Source organism: Bacteroidota bacterium (assembly GCA_016213405.1).
Lineage (GTDB): Bacteria > Bacteroidota > Bacteroidia > Palsa-948 > Palsa-948 > Palsa-948.
In genome coordinates, this window is the sequence record JACRAM010000098.1 from 1 (window position 1) to 18,210 (window position 18,210).

The following is an 18,210-nucleotide window of genomic DNA, read 5'->3' on the forward strand; positions in this document are numbered from 1 at the left end:
ACTCCGATACATTGTGATGCCAGTACCATATCTCCTCGCTCGTGTCTACCATGAAGTAAACATACTCTTTTGCGCTTCGCGCAACGGCATTTCATCCCTGTGGCAAGACCACAGGGAGTTCATGCCGGGGTCATTAAAATTAATACTTTCATGCACCATAATTCTTTTCCCTGCGATATTGTAAGCAAAAATCATTTGCTGGAAAAATACTGCACACCGGTGCAGAAATTATTTTTAAATAAATCGGCAATATGCACCAGGCAGAAAAAAGATGATATTATTTTTCACGAACATTTTCCAGCCACTCAAATTTATTTTGTTCTGTCAGGAGTTGTAGGGCTGTGGAAAGAAAACATCTATTTGAAAAAACAATACATCCGTTTTATCAAAGAAGGCGAGTTGTTTGGTTTCAGGGGAAGCTCTATGGAAAACATCTCCTCTTACCGCCTCTCCGCCAGCGCTTTTGAAGATGCTCAAATCTGCCAGATCCCCAAAGAAGATTTTGCACATGTGCTGAAAGAAAATCCAGCGCTTCATTTAAATATTCTGCTGACCTATGTAAAGGAATTGGAAAAGATAGAACAAAGTTTTTGTCATCAGGCAAGCATGAACACGAGAGAAAAAGTGGCGGAAGCGCTGTTAACCATACATAAAGCTTTTGGATGCAACGGGAATGGAGCGCCCTTCTGCAAAAAGGTTTTACGGGGAGATATTGCCGATATTGCAGGCATCAGCACCGGCAAAACAATTAACCTGCTTTCTGAATTCCGCGCTGAAAATATTATTGCCACCTGCGGAAGCACTATCACCATGCTCCAGCCCGATAAACTAAAAGAAATTGTGGCGGAGTATCACCAGTGAATTATTGTTCAGAAGGATTATCAGGGCGAACATTGTTAAAGAAAAACACTCACCAACTAAAACACAACCGCATGAACAAGTCAAAGATATCTTTCAATGGCAAAACCTCAAACGGACAGCAACCCGTTGTAAATGAAAATCATCTTACGGAAATCAAAAACAGAACTTATCGGATTGCATCACATGCCTACGCTGCCTTCGGAAGCTTTTATCTGAAAGATGAAAAACAAATAAATGAATGGAAAGAAAAATTCAGAAATGAAATAAATGAATTAATAAAATTCATAGACGAAAAAAATAATATAGAGTAATTTTTTTTACGCACCTCATTGCTTTTCCAAAAACAGGAAAATGCTTTTATGAAAGATAGGATTTACAACCAGAAAACCGATAACCATTCTTTGCTATTTCGCAAACAAAAAACTTTCATCTGTTCTGATTGCTTATGAACTTGGTCATTGATTAATTCAGGCAATCCCGTTTCCTTTGACCCGAGAATTATTAAAATAAAAATTACCTGCATAGGGAAAAATACACAAACCAATTTAACATAAACATCTATGGACATCAAAAGAAGGGACTTCTTAAAAACTATCGGGCTTGCCGGTGTTGGAGTTATGGTACTCAATCCGGTGCTCGAAGCATTTGCATTAGTTGGTAAAAAAACAAAAAACCCTGGCGCCCTTGCCGGAGGAACATGGATTCCATCCACCTGCCACGGCTGCACCAGTTGGTGCCCCAACGAGGTGTATCAGCAAACCACAGGCGCAATTAAAAGGGCTGTGAAAGTGCGTGGTAACCAAATTTCCGTTTGCAACACCGGAATGCTTTGCCCGAAAGGACACATGGCGCCACAGGAAGGTTATGATCCGGACAGATTAAAAGTGCCGATGATGCGTACCAATCCCACCAAAGGCGTTGGTGTTGATCCACAGTGGACACCCATCACATGGAGCGCTGCCATCACTGCCCTCGCCACACAAATGATGACTCTCCGCAATGCAGGCACACCGGAAAAATTTCTGTTCATGCGCGGACGATACACTCCTTATAATTCAGATGTTATTAAAACCGCCCTTCCGAAAATATACGGTTCTCCCAACCAATATACGCACAGCACCCTCTGCGCTGAAGCCGAAAAATTCGGACCTTACTTCACCGAAGGCGTTTGGGGCTATCGTGATTACGACATGGAAAAAACAAAATTTCTTTTACTCTGGGGCGTGGATCCTTTCCGTTCCAACCGACAGCCCCCCCGCGCCATGCAACGATGGGATTATTTGAGAAACAATGCCACAGTTGTTGTAGTTGATCCTTGTTTGATTGGTTCTGCAGCAAGCGCTATTAAGGCAAAGTCTCCCACCAATAATAATAAATGGGCTCCAATCATTCCCGGAACCGATGGCGCTTTAGCCAGCGCTATTGCACACCGCATACTTGTTCAGGGAAAATGGTACAAGCCATTTGTAGGTGATTTCAATGGTTCAGGCGCCAGTTCTTTTGTAGCCAATACAACTGCTGTGGAATCGGACTTTACCGAAATATATACTTACGGACTTGTTAAATGGTGGAACGCTGAATTAAAAGACAAAACTCCGGCATGGGCAGCTCCCATCACCGGCATCTCTCAAACCGATATTGAGGCAATTGCCGATGAAATGGGAAACAAAGCACCCAATGTAATTTCATGGCAGGGACCCGGTCCTACTATGACTCCGAGAGGCGCTTATACCTCTATGGCAATTCAAGCGCTTAATGGGCTGCTTGGCTCAACACGAAATATTGGAGGTCCGATGGTTCAGCCATCAAAATCGGCTGCTTCGCTTCCTGCATACAGTACTTTTCAGGACGCTACAGCAACAACTGGGCTTTCAAAAGCTTACATAGATAAGAGGGGAGCCCTTTTGTCACAGCCCTTTATTGATAAAACAATAGGAGCCGCCAATTCCATGCAGGCAGCTGTGGATAATATTCTGGCAGCCGACCCTTATGATATAAAAGCTGCGCTGATTTATTATAATAACACATTCCATTCAGCCACAGGTGCTAAGCGATGGGAGGATGCATTCACTACGGGCGTACCCAACATGGTTCCATGGATGGCGCACATCACCACTCACGCATCGGAAGCATCGCAGTTTGCCGATATTCTTTTGCCTGCAGTATTCAGCACTGAAAGATGGGGAGTACTTACCTCTTCGGCTAACAGATTTACCGAGATGACATTGATGCAGCCCGTTGCCACCCGTTTGTTTGATGTGAAAGATGAGGAAACCGAAATTCCATGGCTGCTTTCTCTGGAACTTCAGGCACAGGGCTTTGCCAATCTTTACAACTATTACTCCACTAAGTTTATTGACCCGGAAACCGGTGCACTGCCTACGGATGAAGCCACTTTTGCTGAGATAGTTTCAAAATTCTTTGCTTATCCTTCTTACAACGCGCAGGGCGACACATGGGCAACCTGGAAACTGAAAGGAGTTTCTTCATCTACCCAGTCACAGTACATGTATCAGTGGGGTAATATGGGAACAAAAACCAAGAAGTTTGAATTCTACAGCGAAACGTTGAAAAAGGAACTGAATAAACACGCTGCTGATTCTTATCAAAAGGTAATGACAGTTACTTTAACAGGAACAAGCGGTACAGCTGACATCACTATTGCAGGAACTCCATACACTGCTACTTTCGCTAGTAATTTAACTACAACGGCTGCCAACTTTAAAACAGCAAATGCTGCCGCTCTTTTGGCTGCAGGTATTACGGTAACAAGTTCTGCGGCAACTATTGTTCTGACCGGGGTGGCATACGGTGTAGACTTCACAGCTACTGCACCAGTAAATACTTCCGGTGATTTGGCAGGAACTATTGCAACCACTGTTGCTATAAATGCCTCACCAAAATGGACGGGCAAAACGGTTGATGATGTGATGACGGCATGCAATTACACTGCACAAGGCGAGTTGGCTTATGTGCCTCATTACGAGCCGCCATACCGCATAGGTTCTCTTGCACTGTTTCCGTTCACATTTATTGATTCAAAATCTCGCTTCAACCGCGAAGGAAGAAGCCAGAACAACCCGCTGTACTATCAGTTTAAAAAGCTGGATCCGGGAGATAACAACTGGGGCGACTGTATCAAAATAAATCCTATTGATGCCGCTGCGCTTAACGTAGTTGATGGAGATAGAGTTCTGATAACTTCGGCAGTTAATTCTGTTGGAGTCAAGGTAACAGTAAAACTCTATGAGGGTGTCAGACAGGGAACCGTTGCCAAAACCTACGGGCAAGGGCACTGGGCTTACGGAAGGTTCGCATCAGACTTTGCAACATTGACTCCAAAATTCGGAGCCGGCAGCAACAACCAGTTTATGCCTGCTGAATGGGAAAGATTGTCTGGGGCGAACGTAAGGAACGGAGGATACTGCGGAGTGCAATTAGTAAAAGTCTAACGTAAAAAATAAAGTAAAAAACAATTAATACCTAACCAACTATGGCAGTAAAATATGGAATGTTAATAGACCTGGGCAAGTGCATTGGCTGCGGCACATGCGCCATTGCCTGCAAAACCGAAAACAACACCAGGCATGAAGATTTGGTGAATGGCAGAAAATACAACTGGGCTGATTTTCATGCGATAGCCAAGGGTACTTTTCCAAACACAGAATTTCATGTAACGCCTGTGTTGTGCAACCACTGCGGTGAAAGAACTATCAATGACCCGCCATGTGTGAATGCTTGTCCGGTTGTGCCTGATGGCAATGGCAATAAGGCAATATGGAAAACAACCGCAGGCATTACTATGCGGGACGATCTGAGATGCCAAGCCGGGATAATTGCCGGTTGCGGTCTGGCTTGTATGGGAAGTTGCCCTTACAGTTCTCTTGATGTTATTTCTGATGGAGTACAATGGTCGGTAAACCATTACAATCCTGCTGGAACTTCTTCACATCCTTATTGGGAAGATACTACTGAAGTTATTGCCGGTGGAACATCCTCTCCTGCAGCGGTGGCAGCAGCAGCAGGAACTGCTCCTCCCTGTAAGAATGATTATACACATCCCTATTACAATGCAGTTCGTCCAGCCAATACAGTTGAGAAGTGTTATTTCTGTGAACATCGTTTGTTAAACAGCGAAGAACCTTATTGCGTGGTTTCCTGTCCAGCAGGCGCCCGTATTTTTGGTGACCAGAATAATCCAAGCAGCCAGATAGCCCAGTTATTGGCAGCTAATACTGCTTTAACTCTAAAAAATAATTTAACAACTAATAATGATTTGAACTGGCAAGCACAAGGGCTAGGAACCAGTCCAAATGTATTTTACATTGGACCACAATCTCAGGTTCCGGTTAGTACTGAAGAAGCCAGTGTTACACCGATTATCGGGCAACTTAACATCTATCCTAATCCTGCCACTGATAATACAACAGTTGAATTTGAGCTTAACAACTCTTCAGAAATTTCCATATCGCTTTATGACATGAGCGGAAAAGAAGTAGTGGAAACTTCCAAAGAAAACCTTGCGGCAGGAGTGCATAAAACTAAAATTGATGTGTCAGGTTTATCTAACGGAACTTATATCTGCTCTTTGAAAACAAAAGAAGGTGTGATCATGACGGAAAATATAATTATCGCGAGGTAGATGAATTGTTTGTAGTTTGTGGTTTAACAACAAACGGCAAACTAATACCGTCTTGATGTAATAATTGAGACGGTATTTTTTTGTACATTAGTTTTTCTATATTCTGACAAAACAAATTAGTATGACACATCAAGAATTCTTAACCGTTGAAAAAGCAAGAGCAACTGTTTTTAATATTTTTACTGCGTTGCTCTGTCAGCCGGATCAGGCAATAATTGACAGCCCTAAAGTGTTTGACACTTTGGTGGCTGGACTAAAGATTGTTTGTCCGGATTGTGCCAGCGATGCAATTTTTTTAAAAAAAGAAATTCAGAAACACACCCACACTAATCTATTGGTTGAATATACCCGCCTTTTTATTGGTCCTTCAAAGATGGTTGCTCCGCCTTACAGTTCAATTTATTTCGGCACGGAATATATATTAATGAGTGATGTAACACTTTGGGTAATGAGTTTTTATGAGAGAATGGGGTTGAGGTATAATGAAAAAATAAAGGATGTGCCCGACCACATAGCCATTGAAACTGAATTTTTATACTACCTGATTTTTCTTGAAACGAAAGCATTTCAGAAAAAAGACCTGAAGAAGGCAAAAAAAATATGGCGAAGCCAATCGGAGTTCTTTAACAAACATTTCATAAAATGGGTGCCTGCATTTTGTGATAAGATGTTGGATGGATCAAAAAATGAATATTATCTGCTTTTGGCTAAATGCCTGAAAAGATTTGTTCTGGATACACCTGTTCCGGATTTCCCTGAGAAAATTAAAAAAAGATAAATATGATATTCATCATTTCTCCATAATGAAAATATACTCAACTATACTAAATAATTTATTAAACCAATTCATTAAACCTTAATAATATGCTTACAACTATTTTACTTGGAATGTTCGGCACTCAGGAGATAATTCTGGTTGCCATTGTTGTGCTTCTTCTTTTTGGAGGCAAAAAAATTCCTGAACTGATGAGAGGACTCGGCAGGGGAATTAATGAGTTTAAAAAAGCTAAAGCAGGAATAACAACCGAAACACAGGAATTTGTCAAACAGGAATTTGCCAAAAAGGATTAATTTGCGGTTGATATTAATATACTGAAAAACAAACTATCGTGCTTTTATGTTTAACATCGGAGGAAGTGAACTATTTTTCATTCTGCTCATTGTGGTTGTTTTCTTCGGCTCAAAAAAAATACCCGAACTCGCGCGCGGAATCGGCAAGGGGCTACGTGAAATGCAAAATGTAACCGATGGAATTAAAAACGAACTCTCTCAAGAAGTACATGAAATAAAAAAACAAACTGATGTCATGCAGATAATGATGGACGAGCAGATAAAACATCAAAAAGAACAAAAAAAAGAATCTGTCTGAATAATCAAAAAAAATGAAACTAATAAAATAAAAAATATGTTTACCACCATTTTACTTGGAATGCTCGGCACAACCGAAATCATCCTGATTGTTATTGTTGTTCTTCTTCTCTTCGGAGGCAAAAAAATTCCTGAACTCATGCGAGGGCTTGGACGTGGAATGAATGAATTTAAAAAAGCGAAAGAGGGTATCGAAACCGAAACGAAAGAACTTGCCAAAAAAGATTAGTATGCTGACTGATAGTTTCAATCGCGTTCATGATTACCTGCGCATTTCGCTGACAGACAGATGCAACCTGCGTTGCTCTTACTGTATGCCGGATGATTTGCCTAAGGGATTTTTTGCAAACGCACCGAGAATGACAGCCGATGAAATTAACAGCATCGCTTCGGTGTTTGTAAAAATGGGAGTAAAAAAAATCCGCCTCACCGGTGGAGAGCCTCTGCTAAGAAAGGATTTTCGGGAGATCATAAACCTGCTGTCCGTACATCCAGTAGAGCTGGCGGTCACCACCAACGGAGTATATCTGGATGAATATCTGGATGATTTCAAAAATGCTCGTGTTAAATCTGTGAACGCAAGTCTGGATACGCTTAATAGGGAAAAGTTTCTTTCAATTACTAAAAGAGATTACTTTAATCGTGTGTTTGATAACATTCATCTCCTGGTGATGAATGATTTTCATGTAAAGGTGAATGTGGTGCTGATGAGAAATGTGAATGATGATGAGATACTCAGTTTCATTGCCTGGACAAAAAATTTCCCTATACACATTCGCTTCATTGAATTTATGCCCTTCAACGGGAACCAATGGGATAAAGAAAAAATTGTTTCACAAGAAGAAGCGCTTGAAAAAATAAGAGCATGTTACGAAGTGATAAAACTAAAAGACAAACTCCAGGACACTACAAAAAAATACTGTATCTCAGGTCATTCAGGAACTTTTGCTTTCATCAGCACAATTTCAAAACCATTCTGTGAAGGTTGCAATCGGATACGACTCACCTCAGATGGAAAATTACGCAACTGCCTTTTTGCTAAATCAGAAACAGACATTCTTACTCCACTCAGAAAGGGAGAAGACATTGCTCCTCTGATTACATCATCGGTTTATAAAAAAGAATTCATGCAGGGCGGCAGAAGTGATCTTGACACGGTAAATGCCGAGCGCGAATATTCTTCAACAAGATGCATGGTGAGTATTGGAGGTTGATTTTCAGTTCATTCCTGATTCACCGTTATACTTTAATGATTTGCGTCATTGATTATCTTTAGCACTATTTTCATCTTCGTTTTAAAATAGAAAAAATGATTTCAGTAGAAGAGGCGAAAAACCTTATTGCAGATTATTCATTTCAACTTCCATCAGTTGAGAAAAATATTTCCGAAGTGCTTCATTGCGTTTTATCTCAAGATATTGTTTCTCCTATCCCTTATCCGCCTTTTGACCAATCCGCAATGGATGGTTTCGCTATCCGGTTTTCGGATTTTCAAAAATCAATTCCATTAAAAATCATCGGTGAATCGGCAGCCGGAATTCCTTTTGCAGAAAAAATACAAGAATGTCAGACAACAAGAATTTTCACAGGTGCAAAGCTTCCGGATGGAGCCGATTCAGTAGTGGTGCAGGAAAAAGTTGCTGTTGAAAGCGGAAAGTTAATTATTCATGACTCTTCACTTGAACTTGAGTCAAACATCAGAAAAACTGGCTCGCAAATAAAAAAGGGAGAGATTGTATTGAAAAAAGGACAGGTTATTAATCCAGGAGCAATGGGTCTTCTGGCAAGCTTAGGAATTGCAACAGCAAAAATTTTTTCAAATCCTCGAGTTACTGTAATTGTAACAGGAAACGAACTTGTCAAATCCGAAAATTCCCTTCGTGACGGACAAGTATATGAATCCAATTCTTACTGCATCCAAGCCGCCCTCGAAACAATACATGTTACATCTGCAGAAATTCTATTCGTTGCCGATGATGAAAAAAAAATTATTGAAAAAATAAAAATCGCTATAGGAAAGTCAGATATTGTCTTAACATTGGGCGGAATTTCAGTAGGAAAATATGATTTTGTCGGCAAAGCGTTGCAACAACTTGGCGCACAAAATATTTTTTATAAAGTTTCTCAAAAACCGGGAAAACCGCTTTTCTTCGGAAAACTGAATTCGTGCTTGATCTTTGGATTGCCCGGAAATCCGGCTGCTGCTTTAAGCTGTTTTTATGAATATGCTCTTCCTGCGATAAGAACTATGCAAGGGCATCAAAATATATTTCTCAAAAAACAAATGATGCCTGTTGCTGGCAGCACTAAAAAGAAAGAAGGGCTCGCATTATTTCTGAAAGGAAAAATATCTGACGGGAAAGTGAATATACTTCAGGGACAAGAATCAAATAATATCAGTTCCTTTGCCACAGCAGATTGCCTGATTTATTTGCCTGCCGAAAAAGGAAACATTGCTTCCGAAGAACAGGTTGAAATACATTTTCTTCCCTAAACTCAGAATATTGTAAATGAATACTGAAACAACATATTGGCTTTTCATCCTGCTGTTATTTATAGTGGCTTTTCTCTACGCATCAGTCGGGCATGGCGGAGCAAGCGGCTACCTTGCACTGATGGCGTTGTTCGGAATTGCACCATCGGTTATGAAATCGTCTGCGCTTTTAATGAATATTTTCGTTTCATTAATTGCATTCTATGAATATTACAGAGGCGGACATTTCCGATGGAAATTATTTTTTCCGTTTGCCATTGCTTCCATTCCTTTCTCATTCATGGGTGCATATATAACTCTTGACGCATTTTTATACAAAAAAATTCTCGGAGTGATTTTGATTTTCCCTATTCTCAGGTTATTTGGGATTTTCGGAAAAGGAAATGAATCGGAGAAAGAAATTAATCGCACATGGGCGTTTGCCCTTGGAGCGCTCATTGGATTGTTATCCGGAATAATTGGAATTGGAGGAGGAATAATTCTTTCGCCAATAATTCTTTTACTTCATTGGGGAAACATGAAAGAAACGGCAGCTGTTTCAGCGCTTTTCATTTTTGTAAATTCTGTTTCTGGTCTTGCCGGGGTATTTAGCAATGGTGTATCCATTGACCATTCAGTTTATGTATGGGTATTCGTTGCACTTCTTGGAGGGTTTTCAGGCGCGTATTTTGGGAGCAGAAAATTAAACAACCCGGTTCTTAAAAAAATTCTTTCGGTTGTTTTAGTAATTGCGAGCGTAAAACTTTTAACTGTGAGCGAAAAATGAACAGACAAAAAATTACAGGAGTGATTCTGGCAGGTGGAAAAAATTCCAGAATGGGAGCTGCTAAAGGTTTGCTTATGGTTGATGGGAAAAAAATTATTGAAAGAATTATTGATGCAATGAAACCGGTTGTGGATGAAATTATGATAATTTCAAATGAAAATAATTATGATTACCTTGGATATAAAGTTCACGCTGACCTAATTAAAGATTGCGGACCAATGGGAGGAATTCACACGGCACTATCATTCAGCGCCAGCGAAAAAAATTTAATTGTCGCTTGCGACATGCCTTTTCTCACAAGCAGTATTTTAAAACAAATTATTGATATTTCTTCCGGCTACGAAATTACTATTTCCGAATTTTCAGGTGAAGTACAGCCGCTTTGTGCGGTGTATTCTTCGGTTTGCAGAAACAAATTTAAAGAGCTTATTACAATTGAAGCATGGAAAATGAAAAAAGCATTAAAGCATTTCAAAACAAAAACAATTTCATTTTCAGAAAATCATTTTCAAAACATAAATACACCTGAAGAATACCGAACTATAAAAAAAACTAATCATGAGTATTCAAATTAACCTTTTCGGTTCCTTGGCTGAAGTTGTGGGGAAAACTCAGTTGAATATTAATGATGTTAATGACACAGAGGCTCTTAAGCAGAAAATGCTGGATGATTTTCCAAAATTGAAAAACTATCAATTCGTGATTGCTGTTTCTAAACAAATTATTAAAGAGAATCAATTATTAAATGCAGGCGATGTTGTAGCTTTGTTGCCTCCATTTGCAGGAGGATAAATTACTATGCTTTCAGAAAAAGAAATAACACGTTACAGCAGACACCTTCTGCTTCCTGAAATAGGAATAGAAGGTCAGGAAAAAATAAAAAACTCTAAAGTGCTGATAATTGGTGCAGGAGGTTTAGGCTGTTCTGTTCTGATGTATCTCACAGCTGCCGGAGTTGGAAAAATCGGAATTATTGATTTTGATACAGTGGATGAAACAAATCTTCAGCGACAAGTATTGTACGATATTAATGATGTGGGACAATTAAAATCGGAGATTGCTAAATACAAACTTTCTAAACAAAATCCACTTATAGAAATTGAAAGCATAAACAGCAAACTCAGCACTCAAAATGCGATTGAGATTTTTTCAGAATATACTATTATAGTTGACGGCACCGATAATTTTTCAACCCGCTACATGGTAAACGATGCTTGTGTATTGTCAGGAAAAACACTGGTGTCAGGTTCTATATTCAAATTTCAGGGGCAAGTTTCTGTATTTAATTATCAAAACTCCAAAAAAGAATTTGGTCCAACATACCGTTGTTTGTTTGCTTCACCACCTCCAGCAGAGTCAGCCCCCTCCTGTTCTGAAATTGGTGTGATGGGTGTATTGCCGGGGATTATCGGAACACTCATGGCGAATGAAGTCATTAAAATTATTGCCAGCATAGGAAAAACTCTTTCCGGAAAAATTCTGCTCGTAGATTCTCTAACAATGAATTTTCATACGATTGCAATAGAAAGAAATCCGGAAGCGATAAAATCAGCTCCACAAAGTGCCGAAGCATTCAGAAAAACGGATTACGATTATTTCTGCGGCATAAAAAACAATAAACCACCTATCCGGGAAATTTCATCGGAAAAACTTTTTTCCCTGATTGCATCCGAAGAAAAAATCCAACTGCTGGATGTCAGAGAGCCCAATGAAATGCCTGAGGTTTCCGAACTCAACGATTTAAAAGTCCCCCTTGGAGAAATTGAAAAACATATTCATAAAATTTATCGTGACAAAAAAGTAATTGTGATATGCCGTAGCGGAAATAGAAGCAGAAAAGCCATAGAACTTTTATATGAAAAATTTGGTTTCCAAAATCTTTACAACCTGAAGGGAGGGGTGATGGAATGGATAAAAATATTCGGAGAAAAACAAAAACATGAACGACAAGAAAAAGCATAAGGTATTTGTGAATGCTGCAATAAGTCCGCAGTTTATTGCTGACGCTATTGCAAGGCACAGTTCAAAAACTACAATTGGTGCACATGATATTTTCCTTGGACAAGTGCGAGGTGATGAGATAAACGGAAAAATAGTTCAAGCTATTGACTATTCTGCCTATGAAGAAATGGCCGAAGAAAAATTTCATGAAATACGGAAAGCTGCTTTCGAAAAATTTGATCTTATCTGCATGCATATCTATCACAGCATAGGAAAAGTGAAAGCAGGAGAAATTTCTCTTTTTGTTTTTACTTCATCGATGCATCGGGCAATTGCTTTTGATGCTTGCCGATGGGTCGTTGAAGAAATTAAAGCCAGTGTTCCTATCTTTGGAAAAGAAATGTTTGAAGACGAAACTTATTCATGGAAAGAAAATATAAAATAAATTATGATTGATGTAACGCATAAATCTACAACACATCGGAAGGCAATTGCAACTGCCGTAGTGAAAGTGAGTAAAAAAGAAACCATTGAAGCAGTAAAAAATAAAACTGTTCCGAAGGGAGATGTGCTTGAAGCCGCACGCACTGCAGGATTATTTGCCGTAAAAAAAACCAGTGATATGATTCCGGATTGCCATCCGATGCCGGTCGAGTTCACACAAATACGTTATGAGATTCGCAAGATGGAAATTGAAATTGAAATGGAAGTGCATACAGTTTACAAAACAGGTGTTGAAGTGGAAGCCATGCACGGAGCATCGGTAGTGGCGCTTACAATTTATGATATGCTGAAGCCAATTGACAAAGGAATTGAAATTAGTTCTATCAAACTAAAAGAAAAGAAAGGCGGAAAATCTGATTTCACAGACAAATTCAGAAAAGATTTGAAAGCGGCCGTGATTGTTTGCTCCGACAGCATTTCAGCAGGGGAAAAAGAAGACAAAGCAGGAAAAGCGATTATCAAAAAATTAGAATCATGCAATGTTTCAATTTTTGATTATTCTATTATTCCCGATGAGACTACAGATATCCAAAGTAAAGTGAAGAAACATTATGAATTAAAAAACGATATAATAATTTTTACAGGGGGAACAGGTCTTTCGCCAAGAGATGTCACGCCCGAAGCAATTCGCCCCCTGCTCGACCGGGAAATTCCTGGCATTATGGAGGCAGCAAGAAATTACGGGCAGGATCGAACTCCCTTCTCCATGCTTTCACGAGGAATTGCAGGAATGAAAGGCAACACTCTTATTCTTGCCTTGCCTGGTTCAACTAAAGGTGCAAAAGAAACCATGGACGCTTTATTCCCTTCTATACTTCACATATTCAGGATTATTGAAGGGGCACAACACTATTAAAAAATAAATTTATAGTAGTAAACAAATTCTTTTGAATTAATGTCACCTAAAAATCTTTTCTCTTCGCAAAGAAAAGAAATGATACAATGGGCAACACTACCCAGGTAATCAAGGAGAGCAATGAAATAATCATTCCGCTATTAGTTCCGAAAAACTGGTTGAACACAGCCGCAGTGTAACCCATCAGTGCAGAAATATCCAGCTTTAGTAAAATCATTACTCGGGAAAGATCAATCGGATTGAACGTGGTCAGAATGACTGCTGCTTTTTCCAGCGGATAATCATTGAATGTAACAAATACCATCAGGATTAATCCATCATAAATTACAGCCATGCAAAGCCACATAAGAATTGCAATTCCGAATCCTTTGATTTTATTTTCATTTAATATAGAAATTAAAAAGGCAAGAGCAACAAAGATAAACGAGAGCAAAGCGCCAATAAAAATCAATAATGAAAAATTCCAAATTTCTGAAGAAACAAAAATGCCATAAGCCAAAAATGGGATAAATGTTCCGGCCACAAAACTGAGTGAGAGTGAAATGGATAAACCGAGATATTGTCCGATAAAAATATTGCTTCGTTTGATTGGCTGCGATAAGAGTAATTCCATAAACTCACGTGAATTGTAATAGTGCATCACACCAAAGATGGTGCTGATGAGCGGTATGATGGTGAGCGTTACATTCATCAAACTGACAATGCCTTTTGATATATTTCCAGAGAAATAAAGCAGTGCAAAAGTGGAAACAAGAAAGAACAAAAAATACAGCACGGTCCAACGACTGCGCAACACATCATAAAAACTGTATTTAAAAATTTTCAACATGGGTTACATGAAAAGAATAAAATATTTTCAGCAAGAAAAAAAATATTATTCTATTTTTTATCTCTTTTCCTTTTAATAAATTTCATTTCTCTTGTTTCGAAAGTAATTGAAATTGATTTTTGATATTGTTCAACGCTGGTATCTTGCTTGCCAATTTTAAAATAGGTGCCATAAAACTGATTAGCCACTGTTGAGTCTATATCAATATTTATATTCATAGAATCAGCAAATAAATGGTAAAAGAAAGTATCATTAGCTGCGTAGCCGTTTTGATTTGAAATAATAATAACCTGTGCCTGTGGCACCACTTTGCCTGTTGTATCACTGCATGTGCAACATACAGGATGAAACGTTACAAGTGCATCAAGTTGTTTATCATTATTGATGTCGGTAAATAAATAATGGAATTTACTTTTATCGGGCAATCCTAATCCTTCCTCTAACTTCTCGTTTTTTTTGTGATTGGCAAAATAAGAGGAGTTACAGGAATCGGCAGGACTATACTTTCCTGCTTTTATAGCACTTACAGTCCACTTCATAAAAGCTTGTGTGATTTTATCATTTTCATTCGCCTGTTGATTATTTTCTTTGTCGTTTGAGCAGCTTGTGAGGATTGAAAAAATTCCAAAGAGAAATAATGTAATTACCGTTTCTGTTTTATTCATGGTTGTTTTATTTTTATTGTGTAATTTTTTGATCGTGTTCTTCCAACATTTTTGCGATTGCTTTTTCAAGTGTGTTTTCTTGTTTATCTGTCATCAATTCTTTCGGACTGCCCTGATAATATATTTTTCCTTCCAGCAGAAAAATAATTTCGTCCGCCATTTCTTCTACTTCGCTTAAAATGTGAGTGGTGAGTAAAATAGTTTTTCCTTTATTTTTTTCATCCAGAATATTTTCTTTGAAGCGTACGCAGGAAATCGGATCTAAGCCAACCGTGGGTTCGTCAAAAATGTATAGATCAGGATTGAACATGAGTGAGAGAATCACATTTACTTTTTGCCGCGTTCCGCCCGACAAACTTCTTAACGGCTTGCATAAGAACGATTGAACCTGGAAAAGGGAAACTAAGTTTGTGCAATTTTTTTCCGGATCGGTGCCATTACCTTTGTTCATTCTCATATCCTGAATCATCCTGAATAATTCGCTGACACATAAATTTTCGGGGAAACGAGCGATCTGCGGCAAGTAGCCAATGTTGTTTCTGTATTCCCAATTATTTTTTATGTTTTCTCCGCCAATAAGAATGTCTCCTTTACCGGGAAGTACCAAACCTAAAATGCACTTGATGAGCGTTGTTTTTCCTGAACCATTCGGACCCAAAACAGCAACAACTTTCCCTCTGGGAATATATACATTCACGTTCTTCAGCACCGTAAGCTTTCCAAATGATTTTTCTATGTTTTTGACTTCTACCATTTTATTTCTTTCATCATCGGCTTGTTATCGGTCAATGTTTCCGGTGTAATTACTGGCGTTACTTTTTCTGCCAGGTTCAATAAATCAATAAACAAACTGCGCAACAAAATAATTGCCGAAGGAATATTCTCTACAATATACGTAAACAGTTTTACCGGCCTGTACGGAATATCACCTGTACCGTTCTTATCCAAATCATAACCGGTGTATTCGCTCCAGAAATTTCTTTCAAACAAATTATGGCTGAGAGAAGAATTAGTAACCACATCAAAAGTATTAGCGGTAATATTGTTTTCTTCAAAATGATTATCGCTGCAGTCACCCATGATTTTAACCGCCCAGCCGTTCTTAACAAGGTTGTTGTTTTTTATTTCATTCCTGTCGCAACCTTCAGCATAAAGACCAACGGTATTGTGTTCGAAAATATTTTTTTCAATGCGGCTATCGGATATCCCTTTTAGAAGGATTCCATTAGAAACGGGACTCCAATTGTCTGAAAAAGTATTTTCGTGCATATAAATGTGGTTAGAATACATCACGGCTACTCCCGCATCGTTATCTGTGAATTTATTTTGATAATACTCATTGTGATGTGAAAACATGAAATGCATTCCATAGCGAATCTGTTTGGTGCTAATGTTATTAAAAATTTTACTCTCTGTAACAAATTCAAAATAAATACCATCTCGATGACCTGTTAAATGATTATTCTCAATTAACATATTTTTGCAATACCACAGATGAATTGCATTGCCTGCTTCAATCTCGTTTTTGGAAGTACCTGTTACTTCATTGCCTCGGACAGTACAATTTTCTGACTTGGCAAAATAAATTCCAAAAAAAGTGTTACATAATTTATTGTTTTTAATCACGCAGTTTTTTGCATTGGAAATTTTTATCCCCGCCCAGTCCTCAACATAACTGTTTCCTACATTTTGTATCTGCAATCCCTTTATTGTCACGCTGTTGGCTTTGATAAAAAAAATCTGACCTTTATTTTCTCCGTCAATCACCGGATAATTTTCGCCAAGAATGGTAATGGATTTATTAACGATAATATTCCGTTCCCTGTAATTTCCTTTTTTAATGATAATAGTATCGCCATTGTTTGCTGCAAGAATGCCTTGCTTAACAGTAGCAATGGGGCATTGCTGACAAACCTTTATCACATTTGCATTGGCAAAATTTAAAAATGTTCCGAAAAAGGAAAGCGTTGCAAAAAAAAATAGAATGATGTAATTACGAATGGGGGTTTGCATAATAAATACGATAGAACATTATAAAAGTAAAAAATTTAGCGGAACAACTTGCTATTAATTCTTTTCGCTAACCTGCTGAAAAGTTTGCTCCCAGCTTAAAAATTTTCCGTCATACTTTGCATGAAACTGCCCGGTAGATTTTTTTTCTGCGAACGCTGCAAGGTTGGCTCCCATCGGGCTTTGAAAGGCAGAATCAATAATAAAAAATGCGCTCTCCGCATTTACAAATTTGCCGGGCGAAGAAAAATCGGTGGTAAGAAGCGTATAAATAGTTTCTTCTCCAATTTTATTTTTCACAATATAATTTATCATGCATTCGTTGGAATCAAATTTATACGCCTTGCCTTTTTTAGTGAGCAGTTCACAACCGAAACGAGAATCGGCAATGGTCATTTTGCAAAACACGCACTGTTCTTTTCCATATTGAATGGGTTGCGGTTCGATGCTGCACGAGGTCAGAAAAAAAGCCAACAACATAACTGCTGCGCTTTTATGCATGATGGTAGAAAAAAAATTTCTATGGTGATTTGCTTTTTTAATTTTCTGCACTACACGAACTTTTTTTAATTCAACAAACACAAAAAGCAAAGCGAGCAGAGCACTTCCCATTATGATGGTTCCTCCAATATCAGGATAAGAATACGCAGTGAAGTTGAGCAGTTGCTTGCTTCCTAAAACTGGTGGCTGATAATTCATTCCGGGTACTTTGATGGCTGCATGCGGATCAAGGTTATGTCCGTAATCGTATTCCCATGAATAAAAATCCATCAAACCGATAATCCCTATAATTACAAAGAACGATGCCCATGACATATACAGCCATTTTTTTCTTACAAAGACTACAACAAGCCCACCTACAATGAGCAAGCCGATGAGATAAGGCATTATTTTTAATTCCGGAATTGCATCGGGATATATTTTTTTCATTCCGATATAGTGATTCAAACCATTGATTCTATTCAAATCGCCTGACATTTTATTCAGCCATATTTTCATTCCAAGTCCTTCGGGATATTGCGGAGCATCTAAGTCAATATACCACATCGGTACAAAGTAACTGACGATAAGTGAAAGTGAAATTATCAGAACAATAATACGTGTGAAATTTTTCATACTTCAGTTTTTGATTTCTAATTAAAGTAGGAAGCGAAGGTACAAAGTAACTTCGCCACCTCTCACACCACTGTACATGCTTAGACGCATACAGCGGTTTCATAAAGTTTTAATCGTTTGTAGTTTGCCGATAAACTGTAGTAACCTTCTTTTGCAAA

General features: G+C 38.6%; 21 protein-coding genes. 16 read left to right on the forward strand and 5 right to left on the reverse strand.

Annotation, left to right across the window (positions count from 1 at the left end):
• Positions 1 to 150 precede the first annotated feature (150 nt).
• The 16 genes from HY841_11855 (at position 151) to HY841_11930 (ending at position 13,432) form a co-directional block, all read left to right on the forward strand.
• Positions 151 to 861 (forward strand): Crp/Fnr family transcriptional regulator, encoded by a 711-nt coding sequence (locus HY841_11855; GenBank protein ID MBI4931452.1) that lies wholly within the window; start codon positions 151 to 153, stop codon positions 859 to 861.
• A gap of 71 nt (positions 862 to 932) precedes the next feature.
• Positions 933 to 1,172, forward strand: a complete 240-nt coding sequence (locus HY841_11860; protein MBI4931453.1) for a hypothetical protein — start codon at positions 933 to 935, stop codon at positions 1,170 to 1,172.
• Between the two features lie 249 nt (positions 1,173 to 1,421).
• On the forward strand, positions 1,422 to 4,313 hold the full coding sequence (locus HY841_11865) for a molybdopterin-dependent oxidoreductase (protein ID MBI4931454.1): 2,892 nt from the start codon (positions 1,422 to 1,424) through the stop codon (positions 4,311 to 4,313).
• Positions 4,314 to 4,354: 41 nt separating this feature from the next.
• Positions 4,355 to 5,503 (forward strand): T9SS type A sorting domain-containing protein, encoded by a 1,149-nt coding sequence (locus tag HY841_11870; GenBank protein MBI4931455.1) that lies wholly within the window; start codon positions 4,355 to 4,357, stop codon positions 5,501 to 5,503.
• 121 nt (positions 5,504 to 5,624) lie between these two features.
• Positions 5,625 to 6,281 carry a molecular chaperone TorD family protein gene (locus HY841_11875; GenBank protein ID MBI4931456.1) on the forward strand — a complete coding sequence of 219 codons (657 nt, stop codon included), beginning with the start codon at positions 5,625 to 5,627 and terminating at the stop codon, positions 6,279 to 6,281.
• Between the two features lie 86 nt (positions 6,282 to 6,367).
• Complete coding sequence (locus HY841_11880) at positions 6,368 to 6,574, forward strand: twin-arginine translocase TatA/TatE family subunit (protein MBI4931457.1); 207 nt, start codon at positions 6,368 to 6,370, stop codon at positions 6,572 to 6,574.
• Between the two features lie 46 nt (positions 6,575 to 6,620).
• The gene (locus HY841_11885) at positions 6,621 to 6,872 is read left to right on the forward strand and encodes a twin-arginine translocase TatA/TatE family subunit (GenBank protein MBI4931458.1); all 252 of its coding nucleotides are present in this window, start codon (positions 6,621 to 6,623) and stop codon (positions 6,870 to 6,872) included.
• Between the two features lie 36 nt (positions 6,873 to 6,908).
• Complete coding sequence (gene tatA / locus HY841_11890) at positions 6,909 to 7,100, forward strand: twin-arginine translocase TatA/TatE family subunit (protein MBI4931459.1); 192 nt, start codon at positions 6,909 to 6,911, stop codon at positions 7,098 to 7,100.
• On the forward strand, positions 7,036 to 8,085 hold the full coding sequence (gene moaA, locus HY841_11895) for a GTP 3',8-cyclase MoaA (GenBank protein MBI4931460.1): 1,050 nt from the start codon (positions 7,036 to 7,038) through the stop codon (positions 8,083 to 8,085). The genes tatA and moaA overlap by 65 nt, the downstream gene beginning before the upstream one ends.
• Before the next feature lie 95 nt (positions 8,086 to 8,180).
• Complete coding sequence (locus HY841_11900) at positions 8,181 to 9,365, forward strand: molybdopterin molybdotransferase MoeA (protein MBI4931461.1); 1,185 nt, start codon at positions 8,181 to 8,183, stop codon at positions 9,363 to 9,365.
• 16 nt (positions 9,366 to 9,381) lie between these two features.
• Positions 9,382 to 10,131: a sulfite exporter TauE/SafE family protein gene (locus tag HY841_11905; GenBank protein ID MBI4931462.1), complete on the forward strand. Its 750-nt coding sequence runs from the start codon at positions 9,382 to 9,384 to the stop codon at positions 10,129 to 10,131.
• The gene (locus tag HY841_11910; protein MBI4931463.1) at positions 10,128 to 10,706 is read left to right on the forward strand and encodes a molybdenum cofactor guanylyltransferase; all 579 of its coding nucleotides are present in this window, start codon (positions 10,128 to 10,130) and stop codon (positions 10,704 to 10,706) included. Before HY841_11905 ends, HY841_11910 begins: the two co-directional genes overlap by 4 nt.
• Positions 10,690 to 10,923, forward strand: coding sequence for a MoaD/ThiS family protein (locus HY841_11915; protein ID MBI4931464.1), 234 nt, complete (start codon positions 10,690 to 10,692; stop codon positions 10,921 to 10,923). The genes HY841_11910 and HY841_11915 overlap by 17 nt, the downstream gene beginning before the upstream one ends.
• A 6-nt stretch (positions 10,924 to 10,929) precedes the next feature.
• Complete coding sequence (gene moeB, locus HY841_11920) at positions 10,930 to 12,093, forward strand: molybdopterin-synthase adenylyltransferase MoeB (GenBank protein MBI4931465.1); 1,164 nt, start codon at positions 10,930 to 10,932, stop codon at positions 12,091 to 12,093.
• Complete coding sequence (locus HY841_11925; protein ID MBI4931466.1) at positions 12,071 to 12,517, forward strand: molybdenum cofactor biosynthesis protein MoaE; 447 nt, start codon at positions 12,071 to 12,073, stop codon at positions 12,515 to 12,517. The genes moeB and HY841_11925 overlap by 23 nt, the downstream gene beginning before the upstream one ends.
• A 3-nt stretch (positions 12,518 to 12,520) precedes the next feature.
• Positions 12,521 to 13,432, forward strand: a complete 912-nt coding sequence (locus HY841_11930; protein ID MBI4931467.1) for a bifunctional molybdenum cofactor biosynthesis protein MoaC/MoaB — start codon at positions 12,521 to 12,523, stop codon at positions 13,430 to 13,432.
• Between the two features lie 46 nt (positions 13,433 to 13,478).
• Here the strand turns inward: HY841_11930 and HY841_11935 are convergent, their stop codons facing one another.
• Genes HY841_11935 through HY841_11955 form a run of 5 tightly spaced genes read right to left on the reverse strand, consistent with a single transcriptional unit; the run spans position 13,479 to position 18,052 of the window.
• Entirely contained in the window at positions 13,479 to 14,261 is a 783-nt protein-coding gene (locus HY841_11935) for an ABC transporter permease subunit (protein ID MBI4931468.1), read from the reverse strand.
• A 50-nt stretch (positions 14,262 to 14,311) separates the two neighbouring features.
• Entirely contained in the window at positions 14,312 to 14,926 is a 615-nt protein-coding gene (locus HY841_11940; protein ID MBI4931469.1) for a hypothetical protein, read from the reverse strand.
• A 13-nt stretch (positions 14,927 to 14,939) separates the two neighbouring features.
• Complete coding sequence (locus tag HY841_11945) at positions 14,940 to 15,680, reverse strand: ABC transporter ATP-binding protein (GenBank protein ID MBI4931470.1); 741 nt, start codon at positions 15,678 to 15,680, stop codon at positions 14,940 to 14,942.
• Positions 15,674 to 16,939 (reverse strand): nitrous oxide reductase family maturation protein NosD, encoded by a 1,266-nt coding sequence (locus tag HY841_11950; GenBank protein ID MBI4931471.1) that lies wholly within the window; start codon positions 16,937 to 16,939, stop codon positions 15,674 to 15,676. The genes HY841_11945 and HY841_11950 overlap by 7 nt, the downstream gene beginning before the upstream one ends.
• 54 nt (positions 16,940 to 16,993) lie before the next feature.
• Positions 16,994 to 18,052 carry a nitrous oxide reductase accessory protein NosL gene (locus tag HY841_11955; GenBank protein ID MBI4931472.1) on the reverse strand — a complete coding sequence of 353 codons (1,059 nt, stop codon included), beginning with the start codon at positions 18,050 to 18,052 and terminating at the stop codon, positions 16,994 to 16,996.
• Between the last annotated feature and the right edge of the window lie 158 nt (positions 18,053 to 18,210).